Source organism: Paractinoplanes tereljensis, from assembly GCF_016862435.1.
Taxonomy (GTDB): Bacteria; Actinomycetota; Actinomycetes; order Mycobacteriales; family Micromonosporaceae; genus Actinoplanes; species Actinoplanes tereljensis.
On record NZ_BOMY01000037.1, the window covers coordinates 54,678 to 80,782 of the forward strand.

Sequence of the window (26,105 nt, forward strand, 5' to 3'; positions counted from 1 at the left end):
TCTAGCCTTCGGGCGCTGTCGATCGATCGCGGGAGATGTCGTGGCGAAGTTCGTGTTGCCGGACGAGGACGTCTGGGTGCTGCCGGAAGCCTGGCGCGACGGGCTGAGCCCTCGCCGGGGTGAAAGCGTGAGCCTGCCGGCCGACCCGGTCGGGCTGCTGCGGGACATGCTCGGGACGGAAGAGTTCGCCAAGCGCGTCGCTCGGACTGCCCGGCGCGCCGTGATCTTCGATTCGGCGCTGGTCGCGGCGGGGCACGGGCACCTGGACGGCTGGCGTGGGCCGGACGGGCCGGGCGCCGATCCGCGCCACGCGGCGGTTGCCGCCCTGCTGGCCGGCACCCGGAACGGGACCGTCGCGACGGCGCTGGTCGACGCTTGGGTGGCCCGGTTCGGGATCGAGTTCGCCGCCCGGGCCGTCGGGGAGATGGCCGGGCTCGTCGTCAGCGGTGCGCTGTGGGAGATCGACCCGGCCCCGAAGGAGAACTTCGAGAGGATGTGGCGCGGCCGCGACCTGGAAGGCTTGATCTCGGTGGCGCGGGCGACTCGGGTGCGGCTGGCCGGGGCGCCTGGCGAGGAATATGAGCGGGCCGTTGAGATCCTGGCGGGCTACCGCACCTCGCCGGTGGGCCGGATCGTCACGACCTACCTGGTGCCGCGGCGCACGGACTGGGTCGACGAGGACTGCGCGGCGACCGCGGCGGGGTGGCCGGACGCATCCGACCACGGCGAGGCCTGGAAGCAGGCCGCCGGCCTCCTTCTGCTGGCGGCCGGCACGGTCGGCCAGGTCGAACTGCTGCGCGGCAACGTCACCGCCTCCCCTCTGCTGTACGAGCGGAAGGGCGAGGTGGGCACCCTGCTGGACGGGGTGGGGCCGGCCGCGGCCGTCTTCCTGGACGACCCGTTCTTTCGCCGGCTCTTCTCGCTCGAGGACGAGAAGCCGAACTACCGGGAACGACTTAATCCGGACGGCATCCGGCTGCTCGCGGCGATCCCGACCGACGACGCCTTCCGGCTGCTGTGCCGGGTCACCCTGGAAGGGCCGCTGCTGCGCCCGGGGCTGCTGCTGAAGTCGGGGGCGCTGACCCGTTTCCCGGTGCGGGCGCTGCGGATTCTCGCCGAGCTGGAGGCCGAGGGAAACTGCCCGTTCTACACCGATCTGCTGGGCGGGCATGTGCTGGGCGATCCCCGGCTGCTGGCGGCCGCTCTGCCCGCGCCGGTGCTCGCCCGGGTGGAGGCGATCCTGGCCGGTGGTGGCGCGGGCATCGGCACCGCCTGGGCGGCGGAGCTCGACCGGGAGTACCCGCGGCGGATCGACAGCGCCGACGATGAGAAACGGATGATCGGGGCGCTGGCCGCGGTGCCTACCGAGGAGGCGTTCGGGCTGGTGCTCGACCGGGTCGAGCGGAATTACTTCCGGCCGGCGCTGCTGGTGGCGGCCAAGCGCGATCCGCGGGTGGCGCTGCGGGTGCTGGCCGAGCGGGCGCCGGGCGGGGTCGTGGACGAGCTGCTGCGCAATCATGTGCTCGCCTATCCGCAGGCCGTGGCCGACACCTTGGCCACGCTCAGCCCGGCCGCGCGTGGCCGGGTGGAAGCGATCACCGGGATCTCCACTCCGGCCGACCGCGCCGCCGATCTGCCGGAGTGGCTGGTCCTGCCGCTCCTGCCGGCCGGCACGCTGCAAGGCGTGATACCGCTGCTCGCCGCATCGACGATCGCGGCCCCCCATCCCGGGATCGCCGAGCTACGCGCGACCGGTGACCCGCGCGCCCTCGCCGCCCTGGCTTGGGCGATCTTCGAGCAGTGGCAGGCCGCCGGCTACCCGGCGCGCAGCAACCTGGCGATGGTGGCGCTCGCCCGCCTCGGCGACGACAGCACCGTGCCGGCGCTGACCGCGCTCTTCCCGTCCTGGGCGAGCGCCGGCATGCGGGTGCGTACCGGCATGGACGTACTCGCCGCGATCGGCACCGACCTCGCGCTGACCCACCTGCATCGACTGTCGCGCAAGGCCAGGACCGCCGGTTTCCGGCGGCTGGCCGAGCAGCGCCTCGCCGATGTCGCCACGGCCCGCGGCCTGCGTCCCGCCCAGTTGGCCGACCGGATCGTCCCGGACTTCGGCCTGGACGCCGACGGCCGCGCGGTGCTCGACGACGGCCCTCACCGGTTCACGGCCGGCATCGACGCGCAGTTCCAGGTGTGGATCACCGACGAGCACGGTAGGCACCTCACCCGGCTTCCGCGGACCGCCACGGCCGCCCGGCGTTATCTCACCGAGCTGCGCAAGGACCTCCCCGCGGTTGCCGCGGAGCGCAGCCGGGCGCTGGAGGACGCGATGGCGCTCGGTGACCGCTGGACCGCCGAAGAGTTCCGGCGTTACTTCGTCGAGCATCCGCTGATGTGGCAGCTGACGCACCGGCTGCTGTGGACGGCCTTCGACGAGCGGGGTGCGGCGGTCGCGGTCTTCCGCGCGGCCGAGGACCGCACGTTCGCCGACCGCGACGACAAAACCTGGACGCTCGGCCCGACGCTCACGGTGGGCGTCGCTCACCCTTGGCACTTCGCCCCGGACCGTACGGCCTGGGCCCAGATCCTCCACGACTACCTGATCATCCAGCCGTTCCCGCAGGTGTCCCGGGAGCTGTTCGGTCTCGAAGACCTGAGCGCCGTCGCGGGCACCGAGGTCCCGAGCGGAAAGCTGTTCGCGCTGGCCGCCCGGGGCTGGCGATTCACCGACGGGCATCGCTCGCTGGAACGAACCTGGCCGGGCGCCCGGACGATCGAGATCCGGTTCGCGCCCGGTTACCACTGGCAGGACCCGGACCAGCCGCAACATCTCGCGGAGATCCGCGGCGACGTCGCCGGGCTCACCCCCACCGGTATTTCGGAGGTGGCCCGGGACGTGCGCTTCCTGACAACCTAGATCGGGTTCCAGCCGTCGGTGCCGGCCAGGTACTTCTGCGGGGTGTAGTTGGCCGCCTGCGCGTCGGTCAGCTGCGGCCGGTTGCTGTTGACGGTCGCGCCCGAGCCGGTGTTCTTGTACTCGTAGAACCGGGCGTTCTGCCAGGTGTTTGTGGACATGTTGATCCACGGCTGGGCGGTGGCGATGGTCGCGCTCAGCGACGACTCGCGGTAGAGCACCTGCGCGCCCTGCCCCCAGGGCCGGCCGAGCTGCGTCGTGTTGGAGGTGGCGCCGGTGATCGTCGACTTGTAGATCAGGAAGCCGTACGTCTGGGTCGCCGGGGTATTGGCCGCGGTGATCGGCCCGCCGGTGCTGCGCTTCTCGTAGATCTGGCAGGCGTTGAAGACCGCCTGGCCGTTGCCGTAGATGAAGTCGACAGTGCCCTCGATATAGGAGTTCGCGATGTACGCCCGGGCACTGTTGTAGATCAGCAGCGTGTCCTGGTCGGCGGTGATCCGTACGTTCTTGAGGACTGCTTTATCCCCGTACAGTGCCAAAGCGAGGGCCTGCGAAGCGGCCACCGTCTCGTCGTAGTCGTTGTTGAAGGTCAGATTGGTGGCGTTGAATTCCTTGGCCTGCACATAGACCGTGGCCGAGCCGGTCGTCCCGGCGGTCGAGGCGGGTTTGTTGTTGACGATCACCGTGGCCGACGGCGCCGAACCGAGGCCCTGGAAGGTGATGAACGGCTTGTTCGACGGAATGACCACGCTCTCCCGATAGGTACCGGCCTTGATCGCGATGGTCTTCCGCACGGTGTTGTTCGCCGGCACCGCGTCGACCGCGGCCTGCACGGTGGTGTACTGCCCGGTGCCGTCCTTGGCCACCACCAGGCTGCCGGCCGGAGCCGTACTGCCGATCGGGTTGAACGCCCATTGCTTGTTCGAGTTCGCGGTGCAGGTCTCCTGAATGATCGCCGCGCCGGAGGCCGTCGACGCATCCTTGTCGGAAAGACAAAGACCACTGCCAATTCCAATGATCTGGTACGTCCCGGAGCCGCTCGCCACCAGGCGCCATTGCTGATTGGTCTGACTGGACACGCAGGTGTACTGCTGCACCTGTACGCCGGACGCCGTGGAGTAGTTCGGCACGTCGATGCACTTGCCGCTGTTGACGTTGACCAGCTGATAGTTCGAGCCGACCGCGACCAGCTTGAACTGCTGCCAGGTGGCGCCGTCCGAGCAGCCCCACTGCTGCAGCAGCGCGCTGTTGGCGGTCGACCCGGCGGTCACGTCGATGCACATGCCGCTCTTGGTCACCGCCAGCTGATACGTCGTGCCGGCGACCGGGACGGCGGCCGCCTCCGACGGCAGCGCCGCATAGCCGATCAGGGCGCCGGGGACGGCCAGCACCACGGCGGCCAGCAGCAGCCTCGTTCTTCCTCTGATCCCGGACATCAGCAGGTTCCTCTCGCATCGGCGGACTTCGATCGCCTAGTAGTGCGACCGGCGACCGGCGAGATAACGGAAACGGTTGTTTTTCGGGTGCAGGATCTTCGTACCGCCGCGAGCCGGGCCTGCTCATCCATGATCATGACGCGGTGGAGAACGCACAAAATGGCTGATAACAGTCAGACAACTGGCTGGCGGCTGGCCATCGTGGCGGATGCCCGTACCGGCGTGAAGATCACCGCGATCGTGGCCGTACTGGCCGCCGCGGCCCTGGTCGTCGGCATCGTCGCGATCGTCAGCCTGAGCTCGGTCTTCAGCGGCGGCCAGGCCATCGCCACCCAGAACCTGACGCCGTCGATCCACCTGGCCACCCTGCGCGACCTGGCCCAGCAGGCCCGGATCGCGGTCCGCGACGCGGTGATCGCTACCGACGCGGCCGCGACCAAGAAGGTCGAGACCAAGATCCAGACCCTCGACGCGAGCCTGGACGCGGCGGCCGATCTGTACGGCAGCGAGGCCACCGACAAGGCGGCGATCACCCAGTTCAAAGACCTCTGGACCCAGTACCGGGCGATCCGCGACCAGAAGCTGATCCCGGCGGCGGAGGCCAACAACTTCCCGCTCGCGGTCTCCATCCTCACCAACCAGACGGCCCCGCTGACCACCGAGGCCTTCGCCCAGCTCGACCTGGCCAGCCAGGCCGAGCAGGCCCAGGCCGCCTCGGTGCTGGCCGACGCGAAGTCCACCTACACCGGGGCCCGCCGCCTGGTGATCGTGATCCTGGCGGTCGGGCTGCTGATCGGCCTGGCCATGGCCTGGTACGTCACCCGGCTCGTGCTGCGGCCGCTGCGCATCGTCTCCACGGTGCTCGACCGCGTCGCGGAGGGCGACCTGACCCACGTCGCCAACGTGCCCAGCCGCGACGAGCTGGGCCGGATGGCGCAGGCACTCGACCGGGCCAACGCCCGTACCCGCGAGGTGGTCCAGGCCTTCACCGCGACCGCGCAGACCCTGGCGTCCAGCGCCGAGGAGCTGTCGGCCACCAGCCGCGAGATCAGCAACGCGGCCGACCAGGCCTCGGCCGAGGCCGGCATGGTGTCCAGCTCGGCCGAGGAGGTCTCCACCAGCGTGCAGACGGTCGCCGCCAGCTCGGAGGAGATGACCACCTCGATCAGCGAGATCGCCCGCAACGCGACCGAGGCCGCCCAGGTCGCGGCGCAGGCCGTCGAGTCCGCGCAGACGGCCAGCGACACCATGACCGAACTCGGCCGCTCCTCCGAGGAGGTCGGCAACGTCATCAGCCGGAACATCGCCGAGGCGGCCACCGGTGCCACCGAGATCGCCCGCAGCGTGCAGGGCGTGGCGTCGGCCGCCCAGACCACCACCGAGGGCGTGAGCCAGTCACAGATCGCGACGGCCGACGTGGCACGCATGTCCACCGAGCTACAGCAGTTGGCCTCCCAGTTCCGGGTCTGACGAAGCCACCGGCTCAGCGCACGTAGATGGACGGTTTGGTGATGGCGCTCATGCCGTCGCCGAGGAAGTAACCCGGGTGCGGCGGCTGGTTGTAGGCGGTGTTCTGCCAGGCGATGGCCACCCGGTACTGCGAGTCGTGCATCAGCGTGTAGAGCCGGCGGTCGGTCGGGATCGGGGTGCTGTAGATGCGCAGCGCCGTCGAATCGGTCAGCCGCCAGATCACCTCTTCCCGCCAGTCGCCGAACAGGTCGGCGGACAGGGCCGGGGTGGCCTTGGTGGTGTTGTTGGAGCTGACTCCCGCGCCGGTCAGCAGGCGGGTGTCGGCGCTGGTGCCGTACTTGTCGATGTGGGTGCTGTCCAGCAGTTCGCGGACCGGGTCGCCGTCCCACCAGATCAGGAAGTTCTGCGAGCTCGGCTTGCGTCCGACGTTCGCGCCGGCGGTGTTCGACAGGTAACCCATCGCGTTGGACCACGACTCGGCGCCCGGGCTGCCCGCGTAGACGTCACCGGCCACTCCGCGCCCGTTGTCGCAGCCACACGAGTCGTGCTTCCAGATGGTGGCGCCGGTCCGGCCGTCGAGCATGGTGTCGGCCGGTTGCGAGGTGCCCTCCGAGACCCGGTAGACCTCCAGCCCGGCCCGCGCCGGGATGAGGTCCCCGACGTGCAGCGCGTCGCCGTGGCCGTAGCCGGAGCGGTACAGCAGGGTGCCGTCGTCGTTGATCGCGGCCGCGCCGTAGATGATCTCGTCCTTGCCGTCGGCGTCGGTGTCGGCGATGGACAGGCTGTGGCTGCCCTGCCCGTACGCGCCGACGTTGCTGGTGCCGGAGTCGTAGGTCCACCGGCTGGTCAGCGTGCCGTTGCGGAAGTCCCAGGCGGCGATGACCGCGCGGGTGTAGTAACCACGGGCCATGATCAGGCTCGGCCGCTGGCCGTCCAGGTATGCGGTGCCGGCCAGGAACCGGTCGACCCGGTTGCCGTAGCTGTCACCCCACGAGGAGACGGTGCCGCGGGCCGGGTTGTAGTTGACGGTGGACAGCGCGGCGCCGGTGAGACCGCTGAACATGGTCAGGTATTCCGGGCCGGACAGGATGTAGCCACTGGAGTTGCGGTAGTCGGCCGTCGAGGAGCCGATGACGACGCCGGTTCCCGACTTGGTGCCGTCGGCCGTCTTCATCGCGACCTCGGCTTTACCGTCACCGTCGTAGTCGTACACCTGGAATTGGGTGTAATGCGCGCCGGCCCGGATGTTCCGGCCGAGGTCGATCCGCCATAGGCGGGTGCCGTTGATCTTGTACGCGTCGACGTAGACGTTGCCGGTGTAGCCGGACTGGGAGTTGTCCTTGGAGTTGGACGGGTCCCACTTCAGGATGATCTCGTACTGGCCGTCGCCGTCCACGTCACCCACGGAGGCATCGTTGGCGGAGTAGGTGTACGCCACGCCGTCCGGGGTGGTGCCGCCGGCCGGAACCTGCAGCGGCACGTCGAGGTAACCGGTCGCGAACGACAACGACGCCGGCGAGTCGGCCTGCTCCACCCCACCCACCACGGCCCGGACCGTGTACGACGCGTTCGCGGCCGCCCCGGAGTCCAGGTAGTTCGTCGAGGTGGTGATCGGGGACGCGGTGATCTTCGTGCCGGACCGGTACACGTTGAAGCCGGTGTCGGTGGCCTCGGTGCCCAGCAGGCGCCAGGACACCAGGTTCGCGCTGCCCGACCGCACGCTGAGCACGCCCCGGTCCAGGTCCTCCAGCTGCCGTCCGGTGGTCGCCGGCGGGGTGGTGGGCGTGGTCGGCCCGGAGACGTAGTTGAAGGCCACCTGCATCCGGGCGATGTCGGCGCAGGTCTCCTCCACGATCGGGTTGTTGCCCGCCGTCGAACCGTCCTTGGTGCTCAGGCACAGCCCGGACGCCACGCTCTTGACCAGGTATTTTCCGGTCGTCGCGGTGGACGCCGTGAACGTCCAGAGCTGGTTGTTCTTAGTGGCGTCGCCGCAGCTGTACTGCTGCAGCTGGGTGCCCGAGGTGGTGCTGGAGCTGGGCACGTCGATGCACTTGGCGCTGTTGCCGTTGACCAGCTGGAACTGGCCCGCGTTGCGAGCCACGGCCTTCCACTGCTGGCTGGTCGCGGTGCCGCAGGCCAGCTGCACGAGCAGGGCTGCGCCGTCGGCCGAGGCACCGGCGACGTCGACGCACTTGCCGCTGGCCCCCGGCACGAGCGTGTAGACCCCGTCGGCGACCGGCGTCACCGCGGCCGAGGCCGGCATCATCGTGATGGCCATCAGCGCGGCCGGCCCGGCCACCACGATCGCACCGGCGGCGATCACGCCGCGGCGGTGGCGCCGCGTCATGCCTCTGAACATGGTGTTCCTCTCGCATCGGGAGCGGACGATCAGTACGCCCCGGTAGATGCGGTTCACCACCCATCGACAACAGAAAATGGACTACCGCTCAGGCGGCCTGCTCCTTGGGGAAGTGCGGGCGCAGGTTGGCGGCCAGGACGCGGTCGAGCACCCGGTCGGAGAGCAGGCGGGACAGGCGGGTGAGCACGGCCGCGTCCCGGCCGATGGTGTAGCGGGCACGCGGCCGACGGGTGGTCGCGGCGTCGGCGATGATGCGGCCGGCCGCCTCGGCGGGAAGTCCCGACGCGGTGAACGCGGTGGCGTGGTTGATGATCGCCTGCAGGAGACCGCCGTACCGGCCCCGCTCGGCCGGCGAGAGCGCGGCCAGGGTGTCGCCGGCCCGCTCGATGCCGTGGCCGGTCATCTCGGTGCGCACGCCGCCGGGCTCGACGACCACCACCTGCACGCCGTGCGGGGCGAGCTCCCGGCGCAGCGCGTCGCTCATCGCCTCCATGGCGAACTTCGCACCCGCGTACGCCCCGTAGGTCGGCATCGCTACCTTGCCGCCGATCGAACTGATGTTGACCACCCGGCCGGAGCTGGCGTGCAGCGCGGGCAGGACGGCCTTGGTCACCGCGACGTGGCCGAAGAAGTTCACCTCGAACTGCCGCCGCCATTCGGCCATCGACAGCAGTTCGACCGGCGCGTTGATGGCGATGCCGGCGTTGTTGATCACGGCACGCAGTGGCCGGTGGCCGGGGTCACCGGCGATGCGGCCGGCGACCGCCTCGATCTGCCCCGGATCGGTGATGTCAAGCAGCACCGGCTCCAGGTTCGGGGCGCGCAGCGCGTCGGCGTCGGCCTGGCGGCGGACCCCGGCGAGCACGTGATAACCGCGTTTGGCCAGCTCGCGTGCCGTGGCGGCGCCCATCCCGGTGGAGGCGCCGCTGATCAGGATCAGCTCTTCATGTGACGTTGTCATATGAAGAAGCTAGCAACTCAGATGACAATGTCAAGTGAACCGGGTGACGCTGTCAGGTAAGTTGTCGGCGTGAGCAGCAGAGCGGACAGCGCGGCCGCGACCCGGCGTGCGCTGCTCGACGCCGCGGCCGAACTGCTCGACGAGGGCGGCCCCGACGCCGTGACGCTGCGCGCGGTGGGTGCCCGGGCCGGAGTGTCCCGCGGCGCGCCCTACGGGCACTTCCCCGACAAGGAACATCTGCTCGCCGCGGTCGCGGCCCGCAGCTGGGAGGCGGTCGGCGAGCAACTCGACGCGCTGATCACCGACCGGCGCCGGGCACCGGCCGAGCGGCTCGAGCAGGCCCTGTCAGGGCTCATGGAGACCGGCCGGCGACGCCCGTACGCCTATGGGTTGATGTTTGCCGCCCCCGGCGCCGATCATCCGGAGGCTCTGGCCGCGGTTTCTCGCACGCACGACCAGTTCCTCGCCATCGTCGCGGACGTCATCGGCGACAAGGACCGGGCCGGCCCGATCGGCGCGCTGCTGATGACGAGCGTGCACGGCATCGTCGCGATGGAGAACAGCGGCCAGCTGACCGCCGAGAAGTGGCACGTCACCGGCGACGACCTGCTCCGCATGCTGATTGCCCGGATCGGCTAGCGCTCCTTTTGTCCAAATCGGGCGTATGGTCAGCATGCCTAGCTTCTTCGATCGGCCCCTAGGGAGTTTCGATCATGTCCAAGGACTCGACGACCAAGGCGAACATCAAGAAAAAGGGCAAGACGATCAAGGAGAAGCAGACCGCGAAGCGCCTGAAGCGCGACGAGAAGAACGGCCACTCCTCGACCATCCCGCCCACCGGCCGCTAAGCACTCCGCCGGCCGGATCAGTTCCGGTCGCGGGGCCGGCCTTCGAGCAGCGCGGAGATCTCCAAGGCCAGCTCCCCCAGGCTCTCCCCGCGATAGACGCCGGCCAGTTCGTCCAGCAGCCGGGCCGCAACTGTGGCCCGGTCACCGCCGGCCAGCTGTTCCCGCAGCCGTTTTGCGTAGTCGTCGCGGTTGAGCGGATTGCCGGCCCGATCCCGTGCGGTCGCCGTCGGCCGAGGCGGGACGTGGCCGGCCGCCGGGGCCGCGCTGAACGAGGCGTGTTCCGGGCAGTAATCGGTCTGCCGCACCGGGTCGGCGGTCCAGCCGGCCGCGTGATCACGAGCCCACGACCGGGCGTCCGGGTCACTGCGCCACGCCTCGATGGCCGGCGGTTCCAACTGAACCGGGCAGCCCGCCACGTCGCAGCTCAGCACGACCCGCCGCAGCGTGCCCCCTCTGGACAAGTGGATGCTCACGACAGCCCGCTTCCGAGGTAATCCCGCGGTGAAACCCGAGACGATCCTACTGCTGGATAAGCGTCAGGACGTTGCCGGCCGGGTCGGTGACCTGAGCCTTCACGACCCAGCCGTTGTCGGTGCGGGGCATCAGCACAGAACCGCCGAGTTCGACGGCCCGGGCGAGCGCCGCGTCGAGGTCGGCGACCGCGATGCCGATGGTCACCGAGGCCGTGTCGGCGTCGATCAGCGCACCGTTCGGGCCGCCGTCCGGCGTCCGCACCAGGGCGTAGCCCGGGCCTTTGGCGTCGACGTTCCAGCCGAGCAGGTCGGCGTAGAACAGATGCTGCTCCTTCTCATTCGGACCGGCGATGTCGAAGTGCACGACGGGACTCTGCATAGGACCGCTCCTCAGGGCGTATCGGTCGGGAAAGAGGTCAGCCACGCGGTGAGCGCGGCGACCCGGTCCGGGTCGGCCCGGTACCACCGGAAGGTGCCCTCCCGGGTGAGCACCGCCAGCCCGGTCTTGCGCAGGACCTTGAGATGCTCGGACACACTGGCCGGCGCCAGCCCCAGCCCATCGGCCAGCGCCCCGGCCGAAACCGGCCCATCCCAGCACCGCCGAAGGATCTCCCGGCGAGCCGGGTGAGCCAGCGCCCGCAGCAACTCGTCGGCTTCCCCGTCGGCAAGTGCGAGCGCTGTCACCCGGCAACTATTTCGGGTAGACCCGAAATAGTCAATCCCCCGGCTTCGTTACCGGTACGGCGGTGCCATAGCCGGAGAACTCGATGGCCGTGCGCCAGGTCAGTGGCTGTCCGTCGGCGACTGCCGGGTTCGCGCCGGTGGTCGTGGTCTGCTGGGTGATCCGGGCCAGCAGGTGCGACTCGACGCCGATCTCGACGCCGCCGGTGACCTGGTGCGCGGCGGTTGACGCGTCGGGCGCGACGTCGTAGGCGAAGGTGTAGGCGTCGACCGCGGTGTTCCCGCTGCCCGTCCGCCCAGCCGGGGTGATGCTGCCGAGATGCCGCAGCATGTCCAGCAGCACCACCGGATCGACTGTCAGATTCCGGAGGATGGACGAGGTCGCCGGATTCGCGGTGCCGAGCAGAACCGCCAGTTCCGACCGCTGGATGGGCCGCTTCCACGCATCGATGTCCGGTCGCCCCACGTACACGTCATCGCCGATGATGCGCATCTCGACCGGGACCGGGGTGCCGACGATCTCGCCGCGAACCCGGTTGGGCCCGATGCGCAGGTATCCACGGTCGGCGGCCGCGTCGAACGCCCCCGTGTACTCCTCGCTCTCGGTGTACCCCGCCAGCCGGCCGGTCTCGTAGGAACGCGTGAGAGTCATCCGCAGCCGGAAGCTGGTCTGCGAGGTGGCCTGCACGGCCGCGGCCAGCTGCAACGCCGGCGCCGGGGTTCCCGCCGCGGACGGTCGAGGGGCATCCACCGGCGGCTGCCCGATGTTGCCGAGCACCAGCACCCCGCTCAGCGCCGCCGCGACGCCGACCGCGCCACCGGCGAACATCGCCCGGCGAATGTTGGTGCGCCGCTGGTGACGCGCCGTGGCGGCGCCCAGAACGTCGGTGTCGAGCCGGACGTCGGCCGCGTACTCGCGGAACCCCGCAACGAGCTGCTGCTCCAGTTGGTCAGTCATCTGCTCTGCTCCGTCTCGCTCATGAGTTCCTCGGGGGCCCACACGGTGGCGGTCAGCTCGCGCAGGCGGGCCAGCCCGCGCGAGGCCGAGGATTTGACCGTGCCCGTCGAACAACCCAGCGCCGCCGCGATCTCCGCCTCGCTGAGTTCCTCCCAGTACCGCAGCACCAGCACCACCCGCTGCCGCGGCGGCAGCGCCGCCAGCGCCTGGATGAGTACCTGCCGCAGATGCAGATGATCGGTGCCGTCGGAGTGGCTCCCCGGATCGACATCCATCAGCACCTCCGGCTGCCGCCGGCGGCCACGCCACTGGTCGACCGCCAAGTGGTACAACAGCCGCCGCAGGTAACCCTCCGGATCACCGCGAACCCGGTGCCACTTACGCATGAGCCGCTCCAGCCCCGCCTGCAACAGGTCCTCACCCGCGACCCGGCTGCCGGTCAGGAACACCGCGGTGGCCAGCAGCGCGCTGCCACGTTCGGCGACAAACGCGTCGAGCCCGTCAAAGTTCTTCGACCGCACTCGCTCTCCTTCCGTCAATCCAAGTACGACCGGAGACGGAGGTGGGTTGCCAACGACAGCCCGCGAAATTCTCTACGGCTGGGACCGCCGGGTCTGCTGTGCCAGCCAGAAGAACGGCTCGACCACGTTGCGCGGCTGGCCCGAGCCGGTGTTTCCCCCGCCGACCGCCGAGGTGACGAAGTACCGGATCCGGTCCGGGAGAAAATACGACTTCAGCGCGTACGGGATGAGCCCGGCCGATTCCATGTAGCGCTCGGCCAGCTGGTCGGGGACGATCTCACCGCGCTCGGCGAGTCCCCGCTGAACCGCCTCGGCGGCCACGAGCGGCTCGTCGAACTTGGTCACGCAGACGGCGACGTAGTACGGCAGGCGCCCCTCGATGAGGCGTCCCCGCTCGCCCATCATCAACTTCAGCCGCGGCAGGAACTCCTCGTAGCCGGCATTGCCGCCGACCGGATCGATGGTGAGGAGCAGGCCGTCCGCCTCCACCAGGGAGTTCAGCACCTCGGTCTGCGCGGATCCGGCGACGAGGAAGGCCTCCCCCGGCGGGTCGAGCACGTCGATCCGGAACTGAACCGGGCGGCGGCGCCGCGGCGGGCGACGCAGCAGCCGGTCGAGCCAGGTCGGGTCCGGAATCGACCGGTCCACCTGCAGCCGAACCCGGGATGAGACCGCGGTCGCCGCCGGGAATTGCCGCGCGCCGGCCAGATCCCGCTCGGCCGACACGATGAAGTCCAGCGCTGATTCGTCAACGGCGGTGATGCTGCCGCCCGGTTCGGCCCGCATGGCCAGGGCCAGGCTGTTGAGAAGCGTGGTCTTCCCACTGCGCGGCGGACCCCACATGGCGATGCGTACGTCGTCGGACCAGGCCGGCGGATCGGACGGCGGCTCGGGACGCGCGGGGTCGTAGCCCTGGCGGGCCACCCGGACGTATTCGTCGCGCGACCGGACCAGCTCGTCGGCGTTGGTCAGGTGGCGGGCGACAAGCGCCGCGATCGTCTCGAAGGTGTAGGTCACCAGCTGCGGGTTCGAGCCGCGTTCGGTCCGGGCCGGGATCTCCTCGCCGAAGCTCCACACCGGCACGTGCGGAACGGTGGTCTGCTCGATCAGGCTCAGCGCGCCCACGCCGGTCGGCACCCACTGGTCGTAGAACTCCTGCATCGCCTCCGCCGCGCTGGCCTGCCAGCGTGCGGCCAGGTGGTACTCCTCGCGCGAATCCAGCCGGGCCAGCAACGGCAAGGTCAACACCCGGAAGCGCTCGTACGGCAGGGCGTTACGCGCGATCGAGGCCCGCCGGGCCACGTCGGCGGCACCGTCCAGGCTCTGCCGGTTGGCGACGAAGCACAGCGCCAGCAGATCGGGCAGCTGGGCCGTGCAGATGCCGCCGATGTCGGTCACTCCGGTCCGGCTGTCCAGCAGGACGAAGTCGTACCGTTCGGCCCACCGGTCGCGGACGTCCTCGAGGTGGCTGCCGAGGTCGTCCTCGCGGTAGAGCGCCTCCCAGTCGAGCCGCTGCACCCGTTCCGGGTAGCCGTCGTCGAGGCGACCGGCCGGCACCAGCGAGAGCGACCCGCCGCCCGCCGTCTCCTCGACCGATATCTCCGCGCCGTCCCAGTCCGGGCTCTCCCCGTTCGCGAAGGCATGGATCAGTTCCACCACGCCGGGACCGTCCGCGGCGGCGGTGAAGTACTGGTGCAGGCCCGGCGCCTCCAGGTCCCAGTCGACGCAGAGCACCCGGTAACCCCACCTGGCCAGGATCACCCCGACGTTGGCCAGGCAGAAAGAACGTCCGACGCCACCCTTGTACGAGTAGAACGTGACGATCATGAAGTTCCCCAGAGCCGGGGCAGTTCGGCCCGTACCTCGGGCAGTGGTTCCGCCTCGACCACCGGCCAGTCCGGCTGCCACGCGGGCACCCGCTCGATCCGGTCGGCCAGCGTGATCGCGAACGCCCTGACCGCCTTGAGGAAGCCGACGTAAGCCGGGGACTTCGAGTAGCCCTCGTACGTCATGTCGACACCCCACTTGATCAGGCTCACCCCCTGCAGGCGCTGGGCCTCGGGCGGGAAGTGCTTGCCATCGGCGAAGATCACCGGATGGGTGAGCCCCTGCGGATGGCGCCGGGTGCCGAGCTCCAGCAGCCGCTCCCGATGCGCGATGGTGGCCAGTTCGGTCCGGCACCAGGCCGACCGGAAGTACGGCGGCGAGAACACTGGCACCATCACCCGGGACGTCTGCAGCGCGTTGGCCAGGTTCTCCGGCCAGACCGTCCCGCTCTCCTGCTGCCAGTCGACGAACACCCGCGGCTGCCGGGGCATGGCGTTCTCCAGGCTGTGCGTCAGCGCGGGATACAGATGCTCGCGCACCCAGCGCCCGGTGCCGGTCCGCGTATAGCTGAGGAAGACGTCGTACTCGTAGGCCACCGCCGCCTCCCGGCCTAGAACGCGAAGTGGTCGGCGTAGCCGGTAAGGGTGATCAGACGCTCCAGGTCGACCGCCGGCATCGTGTAGTGCCGCTCCCGGATGGTGGCCAGCAGGTCCGGCGGCAGGGTGACGTGGTGGCGGCGTACGTAGTAGGAGAGGTCCTGGCGCCAGAGCCACTCGCCGTCCGTCATGATCGACGAGCCGCTGAGGATCTCCTGCTCCGGGTCGAGGACGTCGCGCTCGACGTCCATCATGTCGATCAGCAGGTAGCCGTTGTCCAGGTACTGCGTCACCTGGTCGGCGTCCTCGAGCGGCTCCGCCCCGAGGTGGTCGGCGATGCTCTGCGGCGGCTCGGGGTGACGGGTCTGCCCGAGTTCGACGAACATTCCGGCGGTCCGCACGGTCAGCTCCCTGTATTCCGGGGCCAGAAGGTGACCCATTTACCTTCGGGGAGTTTGGGGTTGTTGGCAATCTTGGGCACGTACTGGCCATCACCGTATAGGGGCACACCGACCGCCTGCGTCGGGGCCGTCACCGGCACGCCGAGCGAGTCGGCCACCTGCTGGCCGGCCGGCACCAGGTCGGGCAGGTCGGGGTTGGCGTCGACCCGGCCGGTGTGGCAGGAGACCAGGCGCACCGGCTGGCCGGGCACGTAGTTCGGGTTGTCCCGCACCGCCTGGGCGATCTGCTCGGGGTTGGTGTAGTTGTGCGGGTACTTGCCGCCGTCCTCGCCGACCACGCCGGGCCGGAACGTGCCGTTGGGTTCGCCGTGCACCACCACGTCGTGCACGCCGGGCTCGGGCTGCACGTGATCGAAGTTGCGCATCGTGCTGCTGTCGTACCCGACCGCCGTGGAGTTCGGCCCGTGATAGACCGGGTCGCCGGTGGGCAGGTAGCCGTCCGGCGGGCGGGTGGGGGTCTGCGGGCGGTCACCCGGGTTTTTCCAGTCCCCCCGTTTGCCCATATCCGCACGAGGACCGCCCTTGCGCAGCCCGCGAATCGCCTCGCCGAGCTCCTTCATCGCCTGGGCCAGCTTCTTCATGCTGGCGACCAGCTGCTTGAGCCAGCGGCCGATCTTCGCGGCCCACGACGCGCAGAGCGTGCTCACCTGCTCGACGACGAGTGGGCTGGCCAGACCGAGGGTGGCCAATTCCTCGATGGCGTACGAGATCAGCCGGGACACCACGGTGGCGATCGCGTCCCGCACCATCACCCGCACGGTGCCGACGAGCATACCGGCGCCCTCGGTGATCAGCGCCATCGTCTCCGATGCCCGGCTGAGCGCCTGCAGGTCGGTGATCCGCCGGGTGGCGTGCGCCCGGTAGGCGTCGGCGGCGGTTCCGGTCCAGTCGGCGGTGTCCCAGCCGGCCGCCCGGGACAGCGTCTCGGCCTCGCCGGCCAGCCGGCCCGCGATGTTCGTCCAGGTCTGTGCCTGCGCGGTGATCGAGTTCGGGTCGCCTGCCAGCCAGTCCAGCGCCTCGGAGAGCGGCTTGACGTGCTCGATGATCCAGGCGACGCCGTACTGCAGCAGCCCGCCGATCGGGTCGGAAACGAAGGCCAGCGCGTCCAGGGCGCCGCCGGCCACGCCGAGCGCGCCGTCCACCCATGATCCGCTCTGCACCGCGGCGTAGATCTGCTGGATGTCCTCGACCGGGGCGATGCCGGTGAACGCGCCGGGTCCGGCGGTGGAGGGGGCGGCGACCAGCGGATTGGTCACGGTAGCCGCCCGCTACGAGTGATCGCGTCGGCGCTGCCGGCGTCGGTGGAGTCGTACTCCTCGGCGGTCGCGCGCAGCTTGGCCGCGGTGTCCCGCAGGTCGTTCGCGCTGTCGGTGATCCCCTGGATCAGGGTGTCCTGCAGAAACCCCATCAAAGGCGGAAGAAAATTACAGACCTTTCCGTACGCGTCACCGCCGGCCCGCACCGTCCGACCAGCGTCCCCCGCCTCCTGGACGCCGTCCCCGATCGCATCGACCGAGCGCGCGTGCGCGGCGATATCGTCCGTGATCACCGAGAACTGATCGGTCACGCCGGCTCGTCCCCGGTCGGATAGCCCTTGAGGACGGCCCTACCGGTCTCCGACTCCGCACCGATCGTGTCCTCGACCGCCTCCCGCACCTTCCCGGCCAGCGCCACCCGGGCGGTCGCGATCGTGGCCAGGATCTCCCGCGCGGTCCGCGCGGCCGGCTGCTGCCGGATCTCCTCGTCGAGCCGCAGATCGGTGAGCTCGCCCGAGCGGCCGACGGTCACCTCGACGAGCCGGTCCCGGCTGCACGCCGTCGCCGTGATGGCCTCCATCCGGCCGGCCAGCTCGCGGGCCTGCGCCGCCCGGCGTTCGAAGCCGGCCTGCCAGTCGTCGATGGTCCGATCCGCGTCGTCCCAGCTGATTCCGTCGAACACATGGCCCCCATCGATGTCGACCATCGAGCATAGTAATCAAGTCGGTAAACCGGACGGCAGGGATGATTCGGCACTGACGATCAGCTCACCGGGCGGGCCTGCCGACTGGAAAGGCGTGAGGGGACTGGCAGCTAGGCTGCGTGCGCGGCAGGCGCTGCTGCTGGCCGGGATGGTTGCGCTGATCGCGATGATCGCTGCGTTCGGGGCCGCGGCGGCTCTTGCGGCTGGGCAGCACGACAACGCCGAGCTGCAGCTGGCCCGGCGTAACGAGCTGGTGGTGGCGGCCGCGACCGCCGAAATCGGCCGGTACGTCGACGCGGTCGGCGCGATCGCCTCGGCCACCGGCGCGTTCGAGAATCTGACGGCGGCTAAGTTTGCCCAGGTCACGGCGCCGCTGGCGGGGCGGCAGCTGGCCGGGGCGACCTCGGTGGTCTACGTGGTCCCGGCCACCGACGGGCAGATCGCGGCCACCCAGGCGCGATGGCGCACCCGTGGCCTGCCCAACCTGCGGCTGCAACCCGCCGGCCCGGTGCGCGAGCATCTGTTCACCGTGTTCTCCCGCTGGCTGGACGACTCGACCGGCCGGCCGCTCTCCGGTATCGACGTCGGGCAGGCCCCGGCCCCCGTCCGGGCCCTGGAGGCGGCCCGGCACACCGGGCAGGTGAGCATCTCCGACGCCTACCAGCTGCTCATCGACCGGAATCTGCCGGAGGCGCAGCGGCAGATGTCGTTCGTCCTCACCGCCCCGGTCTACGCGACCTCCCCGGTCACCGGCGCGCGGATCCAGAGCGGCTGGATCCTGATGGGGTTGCGGGGACAGCAGTTCCTGGACACCGCCCTGTCCCAGGTCTCGCAGGGGTTGCTCGACGTCACGCTGACCGCCGACGACGCGGCCGGCCACCCGGTCGCGGTCGCCGCCGTGCGCTCGACGAACATCGGCCGCCGGGATCTGACCAGCGACGGCTCCATCACGGTCGCCGACCATCGGTGGCAACTGCACGTCGCCGCCCCGGCGGCGGCCCTGCCGGGCGGCATCAACGAGCTGCCCGCGGTCGTCGCGGTCGCCGGCAGCCTGCTGGGGCTGATCCTGGCCGGCCTGGTCTGGGTGCTGGCCACCGGCCGGGCCCGCGCCGAGGCGAAGGTGCGCACTGCGACCAGCGACCTGGTCGCCGCCGAGAGCACCGCCCGGGAGCAAGCCGGCCTGCTGGAAGCCGTGATGAACAGCATCAGCGACGGCGTGGTGGTCATCGACGAGCACAGCAACCAGCTCGTGTTCAACCCGGCAGCGCACGACATGATCCACTCCACGGAACACGCCGACGAGCGCGACCTGGCCGCTCGATACGGCTTCTACGAGGCCGACGGCGTCACCCCGTGCCGCACCGCTGATCTGCCGCTGGTCCGGGCGCTGATCGGAGAGCACACCGAGCAGGCCGAGCTGGTGATCCGCAACGAGAACCACCCGGAACCGCTCACGCTCAGCGTGTCGGCCCGGCCGCTGCACCGGGCGAACAGCCAGGTGGGGGCGGTGGCCGTCTTCCACGACGTGACCGCGCGCAAGGCGGCCGAGGCCGAACTGGCCGCGTCGATAAACGACCTGCAGGCCTTCGCCGCGGTCGCCGCGCACGACCTGCGAACTCCACTGTCGGTCGTAGCCGGGTACGCCGAGCTGCTGAGCTACGGCCTGGCCGAAGGCGACGACGTGGCCACGCTCCAGCCCATCGCGGCCCGGATCACCAGCGGTGTCGACCGGATGCGCCGGCTGATCGACGACCTTCTCGCCTATGCCACCGCCCGCGACGGCCGCCTCAACCTGGAACCGGTGCCGCTGCGCAAGCTCGTCGACGAGGTCGTCGCCGACCACACCACGCACCTGCGGGTTCCCGGCGAGCCGCAGCCACCGATGCCGGACATCACCACCGCGGCGTTGCCGCTGGTGCTCGTCGATCGGGCCATGGTGCGCCAGCTGCTGGACAACCTGATCGGCAACGCCCTCAAATACACCCGCCCGGGCCAGCTCGCCCATGTCGTGATCTCCGCTCATCCGGCGCCGGACGGCCGGGTCCGGATCGACATCGCGGACCGCGGCATCGGCATCCCGGCGGACGAGCAGCCCCGGGTGTTCACCTCCTTCCACCGGGTGGCGCAGCACGCCGGTGGGTATCCCGGCACCGGCCTGGGGCTGGCCATCTGCCATCGCGTCGTCGAGCGGCACGGCGGCGACATCGTGGCGGCCGACAACCCGGGCGGCGGCACCCTGATCTCGTTCACCCTGCCGCTGATGGGCACCGCACCGGTCGCCACCCGCCGGGTGCTGCCTCATTTGCCGGGGGCGACTATCCCGTACTCGTGAATCTTGCGGTAGATGGTGGCCCGGGACATGCCCAGGGCGGCGGCGGCCTTGGTCTTGCTGCCGTCCCAGTCCAGCAGGCTGCGGACGATCGCGTCGCGTTCCATCGCCTCCAGCGGGCTGAGCAGGCGACGGCTCACCGTCCGGCATTCCGGCGGCAGGTCGCCGGGTTGGATGGCTCCGCTGCGGCGGTGCTGGACGATGTTGCGCAGGACCTGGAACAGCTGCTCGATGTTGCCCGGCCAGCTCGACCGGCTCAGCATCTGCATCGCCTCCGGCGAGCAGCGCAGCCGGCCGTCCGGCACCAGCCGGGTCAGGAAGAACGAGACCAGGGTCGGGACGTCCTCCAGGTGGTAGCGCAGCGGAGGCAGCTCGACCGTGCTCGGGAAGAAGCGCAGCAGGTCGGCCAGCTCGCTGCCGTCGTGGCGCTGACTCAGGGTGACCGCCACCCAGGGGGTCGATCCGCCGGCCCGGGCCGTCTCCAGCAGCCCGGACAACGATCGCAGGGTGCTGCCGGTCAGCTGGTCGGCGTGCTGGATGACCAGGGCGCCCTCGGTGCCGAGCTCGGTGCGCACGTCGCGCAGCCAGCCGCGGCCGGGTTCGGCCGCGTCGATCACCGCGAAGTGCGCGCCGGGGCTGTCGTGCTGGTGGATCGCCCGGATCACGGCAAGCTTGCCGACCCCGGCCTCGCCCTCCAGGGCCAGCCAGTCGCCCGCCGCGTAGACCGATTTCACCTGGTGGCAGCCGCGCAGCCAGAGGCCGCCGGAGCCGACCAGACCGGGTAGGAACATCCGCGGCGAGGGGACCGCGTCCAGGTGTACGCCGCCCGGCCGCTCGGCCAGCTTCACGTGCACGACTCCCCCGGTGAGCCGGCCCTCGCCCCGGACCGGCCGGCAGAACATCCGCGCCTTGAGGCCGCTCGGCAGCTCCACCTCGAGCGACGCCGTCGGATTGCGGCCGGCCAGCGTCTCGGCCGCCTGCGCCAGCAGCACCGCCTGTTCGGCCGGGTCGAGGGCGTGCCGCGCGTTGTCGTTCATCATCACGACGTCGTTGTTCAAGGCAAAGACAATTCCGGCCGTACGCCTACAGGTGCGCAGATATTCCTGGAGGAGCTCGAGTTCGCGGATCCCGCTGTCGGCCAGCAACGCCTGCTGGATCTGCCCGGCCGTGGTCTTGGCCAGCGCCAGCAGCAGCGGGTCGGCGTCGCGCCGCCAGCAGGTCAGGTCGACCGCGCCGACCGTCTTGCCGGAGATCGGGTGGTGGATCGGCACCCCGGCGCAGGCGAGGTCCTCCAGGTGCTCGGCGTAGTGCTCGTGCCCGAACACCTGCATCGGGCGGCCGCCCTCCAGCGCGGTGCCGATCCCGTTGGTGCCGACGTACTCCTCGGCGTAGCTGAAGCCGGGCGCCAGGTTGACCCGGTCGAGGTGGGCGTCGAGGTCGCGGCCCGCGTCGAGCCGGGTCAGCACGAGGCCGGCCGAGTCGGTCAGGATGATGCTGATCGGCTGGTTGTCGAGGTGTTCCCGCAGATGCCGCAGGACCGGCAGGGCACTGCGGGTGAGCGGCGTGTCCAGGTCGGGGTCGCGCTGATAGGTCAGGTCGACCCGGTCGGCTGCCACGTTCCAGCGGCGCGATCGCCACCAGGAGGCAAGGATCGCGTCGCGGACCAGATGGGGTTCTATCTCTTCGGACGTGAGGAACTGCTCGCGCGTCCTGGCCAGTTCGGGCTGCGAAGCAGGTGGCATCGGCGCCCCCTTGTTTCGAACTGGTTAACAACCTACGCGCGCTGCCGCCCGCCCTCGTCTCATGTTGAGACCCCCGTTTCGCGGATACCGCGATGGACTCCGGCAATGGAGTCGGCAGCCGAGACGTTCAATCCCTGGTCCGTGGTCAATGTGGTCTTCCACCACCTGGCCGGCCAGGGCCTGCATCCGACGCTGGGCGGCGCCGATCCGGGCGCGCCCGCCGCGGACCTGCTGCGTGCTCTCGGCATCGAACCGGCTGCGGAAGGCGATCGCCAGGTCGGCGAGAACGTCCAGCGCCACCTCGCCCAGATCAGGGCCGCGATTTTCAGCGAAGAGGAGTGACGAATGAGTCGGCAGAGCGTGGCCAGGGCTCATCAGAAGATCCAAGAGCTGTCCTGGGAACCGATGTACCACCAGCCCGTCTCGCAGTACGGAACGGACTACACGTTCCGCAAGGCCCAGAAGAAAGACCCGCTCAAGCAGGTGCTGCGGTCGTACTTCCCGATGCAGGAGGAGAAGGACCACCGGGTGTACGGCGCGTCGGACGGCGCGATCCGCGGCAACATGTTCCGCCAGGTGCAGGAGCGCTGGCTGGAGTGGCAGAAGCTGTTCCTGTCGATCATCCCGCTGCCGGAGATCTCGGCGGCCCGGGCGATGCCGCTGCTGTTCCGCAACGTGCCCAACCCGGAACTGCACAACGGCCAGGCCATTCAAATGATCGACGAGGTACGGCACTCGACGATCCAGCAGAACCTCAAGCGCCTGTACATGAACAACTACATCGACCCGGCCGGCTTCAACTCGAGCCTGCGCAACTTCCAGAACGACTACTGCGGCACCATCGGCCGGCAGTTCGCCGAGGGTTTCATCACCGGTGACGCGATCACCGCGGCGAGCATCTACCTGACCATCGTGGCCGAGACCGCGTTCACCAACACGCTGTTCGTCGCGATGCCGGCCGAGGCCGCCGCGAACGGCGACTATCTGCTGCCGACGGTGTTCCACTCGGTGCAGTCGGACGAGTCCCGGCACATCTCCAACGGGTACGCCACCCTGCTGATGGCGCTCGCCGACGAGGGCAACCACCAGCTGCTCGAACGCGACCTGCGGTACGCCTGGTGGAACAACCACCGGGTGGTGGACGCCGCAATCGGCACCTTCATCGAGTACGGCACCAAGGACCGCCGCAAGGACCGCGAATCGTACGCGGAGATGTGGCGCCGCTGGATCTACGACGACTACTACCGCAGCTACCTGGTGCCGCTCGAGAAGTACGGCCTGGTCATCCCGCACGACCTGATCGAAGAAGCCTGGAACCAGATCTGGAACAAGGGTTACGTGCACGAGGTGGCCCAGTTCTTCGCGACCGGCTGGCTGGCCAATTACTGGCGGATCGACCCGATGACCGACAAGGACTTCGAGTGGTTCGAATACAAATACCCGGGCTGGTACGACCGGTACGGCAAGTGGTGGGAGCAGTACAACCGCCTGAGTACGCCGAACGGCCACCACCCGATCGTCGCCGAGGACGTCGACTACCAGTACCCGCACCGCTGCTGGGTCTGCATGGTCCCGTGCCTGGTCCGCGAGGACATGGTGATGGCCGAGGTGGACGGTCAGTGGCGCACGTACTGCCACGAGGCCTGCCGGTGGACCGACGTCGAGGCGTTCCGCCCCACCTACCAGGGCCGCAACACCCCGAACATGGGTCAGCTGATCGGCGCCCGCGAGTGGGAAACCCTGTACCACGGCTGGAACTGGGCCGACGTGGTCAAGGACATGGGCTTCGTCCGGGATGACGGCAAGACCATGGTCGCCCAGCCGCACCTGAACCTGGACGACCCGAAGAAGCTGTGGACGCTGGACCACCTGCGCCGCATGCCCAACCTGCAGAGCCCGAACGTGCTGCTCAACCAGATGACCGACGCGGATCGGGCGGCGTTCCACGCGAACTACATCAGGGGCGGCCCGGCCGGACGGCCGGCACGGGACTGACATGGGCGAGAAGCACCGGGTGAGATTCGAGCCGGTCGGCATCGAGATCGAGGTCGACGAGGAGCAGACCGTGCTGCGCTCCGCGTCCGAGCAGGGGCTGATGCTCATGCACGGGTGCAAGGAGGGGCAGTGCGCGGCCTGCAAGTCGTTCGTCCTCGACGGTGACGACATCGAGCTCGACCGTTACTCCACGTTCGCGTTGCCCGACTACGAGAAGGAGGAGGGCTTCACCCTCCTGTGCCGGGCGCACGTGTACGAGGACGTGACGATCGAGCTGCTCAACTTCGACGAGGAGATGATCCGCTCGGGGCTGCCCATCCTCAACGCGGTGGCGGAGGTCGTGTCGATCGACCAGGTGACACACGACCTCCGGCACCTGGTGCTCCAGCTGATCGAGCCGGCCGAGATGACGTTCTTCCCGGGCCAGTACGTGGACATCAAGGTCCCGGGCACCGAGATCACCCGCTCGTTCTCGATGGCGACCACCTCGAAGAAGAGGCTCGAGTTCGTCATCAAGGTCTACCCGGACGGGATCTTCTCGTCGTTCCTCGACCAGAAGCTGAAGGTCGGAGACCGGCTGGAGCTGACCGGGCCGTTCGGGGTGTTCACCCTGCGCGACGCCCCCGACCGGGACCTGATCTTCGTCGGCGGCGGGGCCGGCTTGGCCCCGATTCTCGCGCTGCTGCGGTCGATGGCCGAGCGCGGTATCCAGCGCAAAGCCGTTTTCTACTACGGAGCCCGTACGGCCAAAGATCTTTGTTTTGTCTCTGAGATCAAAGCGCTGAAACAGAAACTCCCGGATTTCCAGTTCGTGCCCGCCCTGTCCGAGCCGGCCGCCGGCGAGGACTGGGACGGCGAGGTCGGGTTCATCACCGACGTGCTCAAACGTTTCGAGGTCGACCTGCGCGGCGCGCACGCCTACCTCTGTGGACCCCCGCCGATGGTCGAGGCGGCCATGCCGCTGCTGGCCCAGCTCGGCGCGCCCGAGAAGCACATCTACTACGACAAATTCACGACCACAGGTGGGGAGGACTGATGACGACCGCGACGGAACGTAGCGTTCCCAAGCCCGTCTTCACCGACGCCGAGGCCGGTGCCAAGGAGTTCCCGGATTCGACCGCGCGCCGGTTCAACTACTACGTGCCACGCAAGCGCAAGCAGACCCACTACGAGGACGTCACGGTCGAGGTGCAGCCGGACCCGCGGCACTACCTCGCCCAGGGCTGGCTCTACGGCTTCGCCAACGGCAAGGGCGGCTACCCGCTGGACTGGACCGCGCTCAAGGCCTGGGGCAGCGACCGCCCGGAACCGGTGCGCAGCCCCGGATCGGGCGGCCAGGGCTACGAGTGGCCGGCCCACGGCTGGCACGAGTTCCGCGACCCCAACGAGGAGTGGGAGCTGTCGCTCTACCGCTACAACGCCAACGTGGTGCGGCAGGTCAACCAGAACATCGACGCGGCCAAGCAAGCCAAGGCCTTCGACCAGTGGAACCCGAACTGGGTGCGGTTCGTGTCGCAGCACGTGGGCGCGTGGATGCACGTCGACCACGGCCTAGGCCTCTACCTGTTCGCCAACGCCAACCGGCGCGGGCCGACCAACATGCACAACACCGCCATCGCGGTGAACAGCATGCACCTGATCCGGGCCGCCCAGGACCTGGCGCTCTACCAGCTCACCCTGGACGAGGAGATCGAAGCCTTCGCCGGCGCCGCCCACCTGGACACCTGGAACTCCGACCCGACCTGGCAGGGCGTGCGCGACCTGGCCGAGCAGCTGACCGCGATCGACGACTGGGCCGAGGCGATCTTCGCGGCCAACATCGTCTTCCAGCCGCTGATCGGCGAACTGTTCCGCAGTCACCTGGTCATGCAGGCCGCCCCGCGCAACGGCGACTTCGTCACCCCGACGATCGTCGGCGCCGAGGAGTACGACTTCGCCGAGCGCGACCTGCGCTACTCCACCGCGATCTTCGACCTGCTCAGCAACGACCGGGAGTTCGCCGAGCACAACAGCCGGATCATGAACGGCTGGCTGGCCCACTGGGTCGGGCTCGCCGTCCCGGCCGCCCGGCTGCTGCAACCGCTGTGGTCGCAGCCGGACAGCAAGCCGGCGCGCTTCGAGGACGCACTCGACCGGGTCAAGAGCCGCTTCGCCGGCATCGTCGAGGACCTGAGCCTGGACCTGCCCAAGGAGGTGGAACGGTGACCCGGTTCAGGATCTCCGAGAGCCCGTTCAAGTCGGACAACACCGCGTCCAACATGTGCGGCTTCACGCTGATGAACAACCAGATCGGCGTGGTGGTCGCCGAGGTCATGAAGACCAAGCCGAACGTACGGGTGACCCCGCTGCCGTCGATGATCCGGGTCGACGCCACCAACCGGATGGACGTCGTCTACGACGAGGTCTCCGAGGCGCTCGGCGAGGAGCCGGGCTTCTTCGACAACGCTCAGTTCGAGGAGAGCATGTCGACCCACTACGGCCGCATGATCCACGAGGACGACCGCACGATCATGTTCGCCAACCCCGAAGACGCCGCCGAGTTCATCGGCTTCGATCTCAAGCCGGGACGGTAAAT

25 protein-coding genes are annotated in these 26,105 nt (G+C 69.5%); 10 read left to right on the top strand and 15 right to left on the bottom strand.

Features of this window, described 5'->3' with window-relative positions:
- The first annotated feature begins 40 nt into the window (after window positions 1-40).
- The gene (locus Ate02nite_RS28295; protein WP_203810869.1) at window positions 41-2,917 is read left to right on the top strand and encodes a DUF4132 domain-containing protein; all 2,877 of its coding nucleotides are present in this window, start codon (window positions 41-43) and stop codon (window positions 2,915-2,917) included.
- Here Ate02nite_RS28295 and Ate02nite_RS28300 read toward each other — a convergent pair.
- Window positions 2,914-4,350 carry a pectinesterase family protein gene (locus Ate02nite_RS28300; RefSeq protein ID WP_203810870.1) on the bottom strand — a complete coding sequence of 479 codons (1,437 nt, stop codon included), beginning with the start codon at window positions 4,348-4,350 and terminating at the stop codon, window positions 2,914-2,916. The genes Ate02nite_RS28295 and Ate02nite_RS28300 overlap by 4 nt on opposite strands.
- A gap of 159 nt (window positions 4,351-4,509) precedes the next feature.
- On the opposite strand from Ate02nite_RS28300, the gene Ate02nite_RS28305 reads away from it, so the two are divergent.
- A complete protein-coding gene (locus Ate02nite_RS28305) occupies window positions 4,510-5,820 on the top strand; it encodes a methyl-accepting chemotaxis protein (RefSeq protein WP_203810871.1) in 1,311 nt (436 codons plus the stop codon).
- 13 nt (window positions 5,821-5,833) lie between these two features.
- Here Ate02nite_RS28305 and Ate02nite_RS28310 read toward each other — a convergent pair whose 3' ends face one another.
- A complete protein-coding gene (locus tag Ate02nite_RS28310) occupies window positions 5,834-8,167 on the bottom strand; it encodes a rhamnogalacturonan lyase family protein (protein WP_203810872.1) in 2,334 nt (777 codons plus the stop codon).
- A 100-nt stretch (window positions 8,168-8,267) separates the two neighbouring features.
- Complete coding sequence (locus Ate02nite_RS28315) at window positions 8,268-9,140, bottom strand: SDR family oxidoreductase (protein WP_203810873.1); 873 nt, start codon at window positions 9,138-9,140, stop codon at window positions 8,268-8,270.
- 69 nt (window positions 9,141-9,209) lie between these two features.
- Between Ate02nite_RS28315 and Ate02nite_RS28320 the strand changes: the two genes are divergently transcribed.
- Window positions 9,210-9,779, top strand: coding sequence for a TetR/AcrR family transcriptional regulator (locus Ate02nite_RS28320; RefSeq protein ID WP_203810874.1), 570 nt, complete (start codon window positions 9,210-9,212; stop codon window positions 9,777-9,779).
- Window positions 9,780-9,853: 74 nt separating this feature from the next.
- Window positions 9,854-9,988 carry a hypothetical protein gene (locus tag Ate02nite_RS49525; RefSeq protein ID WP_275422965.1) on the top strand — a complete coding sequence of 45 codons (135 nt, stop codon included), beginning with the start codon at window positions 9,854-9,856 and terminating at the stop codon, window positions 9,986-9,988.
- Window positions 9,989-10,005: 17 nt separating this feature from the next.
- Here the strand turns inward: Ate02nite_RS49525 and Ate02nite_RS28325 are convergent, their stop codons facing one another.
- The 11 genes from Ate02nite_RS28325 to Ate02nite_RS28375 all read right to left on the bottom strand — a co-directional run bounded on the left by Ate02nite_RS28325 (window position 10,006) and on the right by Ate02nite_RS28375 (window position 17,443).
- Window positions 10,006-10,461: a hypothetical protein gene (locus tag Ate02nite_RS28325; protein WP_203810875.1), complete on the bottom strand. Its 456-nt coding sequence runs from the start codon at window positions 10,459-10,461 to the stop codon at window positions 10,006-10,008.
- Between the two features lie 46 nt (window positions 10,462-10,507).
- On the bottom strand, window positions 10,508-10,840 hold the full coding sequence (locus tag Ate02nite_RS28330; RefSeq protein ID WP_203810876.1) for a VOC family protein: 333 nt from the start codon (window positions 10,838-10,840) through the stop codon (window positions 10,508-10,510).
- Between the two features lie 11 nt (window positions 10,841-10,851).
- Entirely contained in the window at window positions 10,852-11,145 is a 294-nt protein-coding gene (locus tag Ate02nite_RS28335; RefSeq protein ID WP_203810877.1) for an ArsR/SmtB family transcription factor, read from the bottom strand.
- A 31-nt stretch (window positions 11,146-11,176) separates the two neighbouring features.
- Window positions 11,177-12,100: a hypothetical protein gene (locus Ate02nite_RS28340; RefSeq protein WP_203810878.1), complete on the bottom strand. Its 924-nt coding sequence runs from the start codon at window positions 12,098-12,100 to the stop codon at window positions 11,177-11,179.
- On the bottom strand, window positions 12,097-12,621 hold the full coding sequence (locus tag Ate02nite_RS28345; RefSeq protein ID WP_203810879.1) for a SigE family RNA polymerase sigma factor: 525 nt from the start codon (window positions 12,619-12,621) through the stop codon (window positions 12,097-12,099). Before Ate02nite_RS28345 ends, Ate02nite_RS28340 begins: the two co-directional genes overlap by 4 nt.
- 72 nt (window positions 12,622-12,693) lie before the next feature.
- Entirely contained in the window at window positions 12,694-14,448 is a 1,755-nt protein-coding gene (locus tag Ate02nite_RS28350; protein WP_203810880.1) for a tyrosine-protein kinase family protein, read from the bottom strand.
- A complete protein-coding gene (locus Ate02nite_RS28355; protein WP_203810881.1) occupies window positions 14,445-15,044 on the bottom strand; it encodes a toll/interleukin-1 receptor domain-containing protein in 600 nt (199 codons plus the stop codon). The genes Ate02nite_RS28350 and Ate02nite_RS28355 overlap by 4 nt, the downstream gene beginning before the upstream one ends.
- Before the next feature lie 14 nt (window positions 15,045-15,058).
- Complete coding sequence (locus tag Ate02nite_RS28360; protein ID WP_203810882.1) at window positions 15,059-15,445, bottom strand: hypothetical protein; 387 nt, start codon at window positions 15,443-15,445, stop codon at window positions 15,059-15,061.
- Between the two features lie 2 nt (window positions 15,446-15,447).
- On the bottom strand, window positions 15,448-16,761 hold the full coding sequence (locus tag Ate02nite_RS28365; protein ID WP_203810883.1) for a WXG100 family type VII secretion target: 1,314 nt from the start codon (window positions 16,759-16,761) through the stop codon (window positions 15,448-15,450).
- On the bottom strand, window positions 16,758-17,072 hold the full coding sequence (locus tag Ate02nite_RS28370) for a type VII secretion target (protein WP_203810884.1): 315 nt from the start codon (window positions 17,070-17,072) through the stop codon (window positions 16,758-16,760). Before Ate02nite_RS28370 ends, Ate02nite_RS28365 begins: the two co-directional genes overlap by 4 nt.
- Complete coding sequence (locus Ate02nite_RS28375) at window positions 17,069-17,443, bottom strand: YbaB/EbfC family nucleoid-associated protein (protein WP_203810885.1); 375 nt, start codon at window positions 17,441-17,443, stop codon at window positions 17,069-17,071. The genes Ate02nite_RS28370 and Ate02nite_RS28375 overlap by 4 nt, the downstream gene beginning before the upstream one ends.
- 115 nt (window positions 17,444-17,558) lie before the next feature.
- Between Ate02nite_RS28375 and Ate02nite_RS28380 the strand changes: the two genes are divergently transcribed.
- Window positions 17,559-19,796, top strand: a complete 2,238-nt coding sequence (locus tag Ate02nite_RS28380) for an ATP-binding protein (RefSeq protein WP_203810886.1) — start codon at window positions 17,559-17,561, stop codon at window positions 19,794-19,796.
- Here Ate02nite_RS28380 and Ate02nite_RS28385 read toward each other — a convergent pair.
- Window positions 19,763-21,535: a sigma-54-dependent Fis family transcriptional regulator gene (locus Ate02nite_RS28385; protein WP_203810887.1), complete on the bottom strand. Its 1,773-nt coding sequence runs from the start codon at window positions 21,533-21,535 to the stop codon at window positions 19,763-19,765. The two genes, Ate02nite_RS28380 and Ate02nite_RS28385, sit on opposite strands and share 34 nt — an antisense overlap.
- 105 nt (window positions 21,536-21,640) lie before the next feature.
- On the opposite strand from Ate02nite_RS28385, the gene Ate02nite_RS28390 reads away from it, so the two are divergent.
- From Ate02nite_RS28390 to mimD, 5 genes are read left to right on the top strand one after another with little or no spacing between them, the layout of a single operon-like run.
- On the top strand, window positions 21,641-21,877 hold the full coding sequence (locus Ate02nite_RS28390; protein WP_203810888.1) for a hypothetical protein: 237 nt from the start codon (window positions 21,641-21,643) through the stop codon (window positions 21,875-21,877).
- Window positions 21,878-21,880: 3 nt separating this feature from the next.
- Entirely contained in the window at window positions 21,881-23,530 is a 1,650-nt protein-coding gene (locus Ate02nite_RS28395; RefSeq protein ID WP_239147761.1) for a ferritin family protein, read from the top strand.
- Between the two features lie 19 nt (window positions 23,531-23,549).
- A complete protein-coding gene (locus tag Ate02nite_RS28400; RefSeq protein WP_239147762.1) occupies window positions 23,550-24,566 on the top strand; it encodes an FAD-binding oxidoreductase in 1,017 nt (338 codons plus the stop codon).
- On the top strand, window positions 24,566-25,735 hold the full coding sequence (locus Ate02nite_RS28405; RefSeq protein ID WP_203810890.1) for a ferritin family protein: 1,170 nt from the start codon (window positions 24,566-24,568) through the stop codon (window positions 25,733-25,735). Before Ate02nite_RS28400 ends, Ate02nite_RS28405 begins: the two co-directional genes overlap by 1 nt.
- Window positions 25,732-26,103, top strand: coding sequence for a propane 2-monooxygenase effector subunit MimD (gene mimD, locus Ate02nite_RS28410; RefSeq protein WP_203810891.1), 372 nt, complete (start codon window positions 25,732-25,734; stop codon window positions 26,101-26,103). The genes Ate02nite_RS28405 and mimD overlap by 4 nt, the downstream gene beginning before the upstream one ends.
- The last annotated feature ends 2 nt before the right edge of the window (window positions 26,104-26,105 follow it).

Coding starts and splice junctions, on each gene's coding strand:
- Ate02nite_RS28305 (WP_203810871.1), top strand. CDS start 4,510: ATGGCTGATAACAGTCAGACAACTGGCTGGCGGCTGGCCATCGTGGCG.
- Ate02nite_RS28405 (WP_203810890.1), top strand. CDS start 24,566: ATGACGACCGCGACGGAACGTAGCGTTCCCAAGCCCGTCTTCACCGAC.
- Ate02nite_RS28315 (WP_203810873.1), bottom strand. CDS start 9,140: ATGACAACGTCACATGAAGAGCTGATCCTGATCAGCGGCGCCTCCACC.
- Ate02nite_RS28330 (WP_203810876.1), bottom strand. CDS start 10,840: ATGCAGAGTCCCGTCGTGCACTTCGACATCGCCGGTCCGAATGAGAAG.
- Ate02nite_RS28340 (WP_203810878.1), bottom strand. CDS start 12,100: ATGACTGACCAACTGGAGCAGCAGCTCGTTGCGGGGTTCCGCGAGTAC.
- Ate02nite_RS28390 (WP_203810888.1), top strand. CDS start 21,641: ATGGAGTCGGCAGCCGAGACGTTCAATCCCTGGTCCGTGGTCAATGTG.
- Ate02nite_RS28395 (WP_239147761.1), top strand. CDS start 21,881: ATGAGTCGGCAGAGCGTGGCCAGGGCTCATCAGAAGATCCAAGAGCTG.
- Ate02nite_RS28300 (WP_203810870.1), bottom strand. CDS start 4,350: ATGTCCGGGATCAGAGGAAGAACGAGGCTGCTGCTGGCCGCCGTGGTG.
- Ate02nite_RS49525 (WP_275422965.1), top strand. CDS start 9,854: ATGTCCAAGGACTCGACGACCAAGGCGAACATCAAGAAAAAGGGCAAG.
- Ate02nite_RS28385 (WP_203810887.1), bottom strand. CDS start 21,535: ATGCCACCTGCTTCGCAGCCCGAACTGGCCAGGACGCGCGAGCAGTTC.
- Ate02nite_RS28310 (WP_203810872.1), bottom strand. CDS start 8,167: ATGACGCGGCGCCACCGCCGCGGCGTGATCGCCGCCGGTGCGATCGTG.
- Ate02nite_RS28350 (WP_203810880.1), bottom strand. CDS start 14,448: ATGATCGTCACGTTCTACTCGTACAAGGGTGGCGTCGGACGTTCTTTC.